Raw genomic sequence first — 1,501 nt, forward strand, 5'->3', positions numbered from 1 at the left:
GCGTGAGCGCATCGAAAACCGCCTTTTGCAGGTTGTCGAGGTCACGGCGTCGTTTGTCTGGAGCGTTGGCGATGATGGAAATTTTCAGTCTTGCGGGAGTGTTGATATCGAGGTGTTGCTGCTGGATCATCTGGATGATGCTTTGCCGGTATGCTTTGCCTTTCTCGCTGATATAGTGCCGATGTCGTGCGTGTCGCCAGTAGGTGTTTAACGATGGTGGATATGGCAGTTTCAGGTGATATTCGGTCATCACTTAATCTTCCCCTCTGCCAGTAAAATCGCCTGTGTGCGCATGACGCCTTCCAGATGATGCAGCCGGGCATAGTCGGCATCGGTGATACGCGTGCGGCGGTCTATTTCGTCATGGCATGATGAGCATGTCCAAGCGCCGAAAAGGTCATCAGGCTTCATGCCGGTGCCGCAAATGCCGGACATTCGGTAATGGGCCAGCACCACAGTTTCAGCGTTGCCGTTACAGATACCCGGGAGCCTAACCTGACACTCTCGACCTCTGGCCTCTTTTCTAAGATTCGCCATACCTACCCCCACATCTGGTTAATCAGCGCGTGTTTGCTTACCACGGTCATCCCTTTAGGGGTTGTGCGCCACGGTCGCCAGATGAACAACACGCTGCCCTTGCTGTTACCCGCCTTGCCTTTTTTGCCCGTTTCAGTGCTGATAAACGACAATCGGCCTTCGGTGATGAAGCGCACCTCATCAACCGTTTTCTGTGCCTGTGCGAACCATCCCGTCGAGGTATCAGCAGGCAGCAGCATAACGACCGTTTTATTCTGCTTGCGGCTCTGCTCAGCAGCTTTATCAACCCAGGGGCGGATATTGCTGTACGGGGGATTGCAGAATATGGCTCCGTTGCTACTCCAGTCACAGGCCAGGGCATCATCCTCTTGCGTCAGATACAGACGGCACAGGGGATTGTCGTGGTCAGCGGCGGCATCGAGGTAGAAGCCAAACTCCCCATCCAGCGCCTGGAAGACCTCGGGCGGTGTTCGCCATATGTCCTTGTGCTCTGGTCTGGTGTGTGATTTTAGTGTCATCCGACTCTCCCGAAATAATCCCCTGAATAACGCACCTCGCGCAGCCTGACCCCGTTGCCGACCGACCAGGCCTGGGCGTACTGAATCAAACTGTTCATGCGCTTTACGCCCATCTGAGCCGTGCTCTCGCGGATGCTGCAAAACTCCCCCTCCAGCCCCGTAACCACCTCCCCCGGCCTGCCGGTAGCGATGGCATGTCCCGAGACAAACAGCGCCTTCCAGTCCAGCAGCAGGCGCGGTTTATCTGTCCACACCACCTGACGCGAAACATCGGTGCATAACGCATGGAACAGGTCGTTCTGTGGTAATGTCCGTTTAGCATCGTTGATGGTAATTTCGAGGGGGCGGTGTGGGTCGGTGGGCAGGGAATCAATAAACTGTATTAGTCGCGACTTGATCTGACACTGGACCTTGCAAGGTTGAGAGTTACCGGTTTTGATATGGGT

General features: G+C 55.1%; 4 protein-coding genes. All 4 read right to left on the minus strand.

What is annotated here, in order from left to right:
* The coding region (locus tag ACTBDZ_RS17725; protein ID WP_438816261.1) for a RusA family crossover junction endodeoxyribonuclease at positions 1 to 250 on the minus strand (250 nt) is incomplete at its 3' end.
* Entirely contained in the window at positions 250 to 537 is a 288-nt protein-coding gene (locus tag ACTBDZ_RS17730; protein ID WP_438816262.1) for a DUF1364 domain-containing protein, read from the minus strand. The genes ACTBDZ_RS17730 and ACTBDZ_RS17725, both read right to left, overlap by 1 nt.
* 2 nt (positions 538 to 539) lie before the next feature.
* A complete protein-coding gene (locus ACTBDZ_RS17735; RefSeq protein ID WP_438816263.1) occupies positions 540 to 1,055 on the minus strand; it encodes a phage N-6-adenine-methyltransferase in 516 nt (171 codons plus the stop codon).
* Complete coding sequence (locus ACTBDZ_RS17740) at positions 1,052 to 1,495, minus strand: recombination protein NinB (RefSeq protein ID WP_438816264.1); 444 nt, start codon at positions 1,493 to 1,495, stop codon at positions 1,052 to 1,054. The genes ACTBDZ_RS17735 and ACTBDZ_RS17740 overlap by 4 nt, the downstream gene beginning before the upstream one ends.
* Positions 1,496 to 1,501 lie beyond the last annotated feature (6 nt).

This window comes from Symbiopectobacterium sp. (assembly GCF_051710365.1).
Classification (GTDB): Bacteria; Pseudomonadota; Gammaproteobacteria; order Enterobacterales; family Enterobacteriaceae; genus Symbiopectobacterium.

What these genes read in the sequence shown, in the direction of transcription:
- ACTBDZ_RS17735 (WP_438816263.1), bottom strand. Translation starts at nt 1,055, where the DNA reads ATGACACTAAAATCACACACCAGACCAGAGCACAAGGACATATGGCGA.
- ACTBDZ_RS17730 (WP_438816262.1), bottom strand. Translation starts at nt 537, where the DNA reads ATGGCGAATCTTAGAAAAGAGGCCAGAGGTCGAGAGTGTCAGGTTAGG.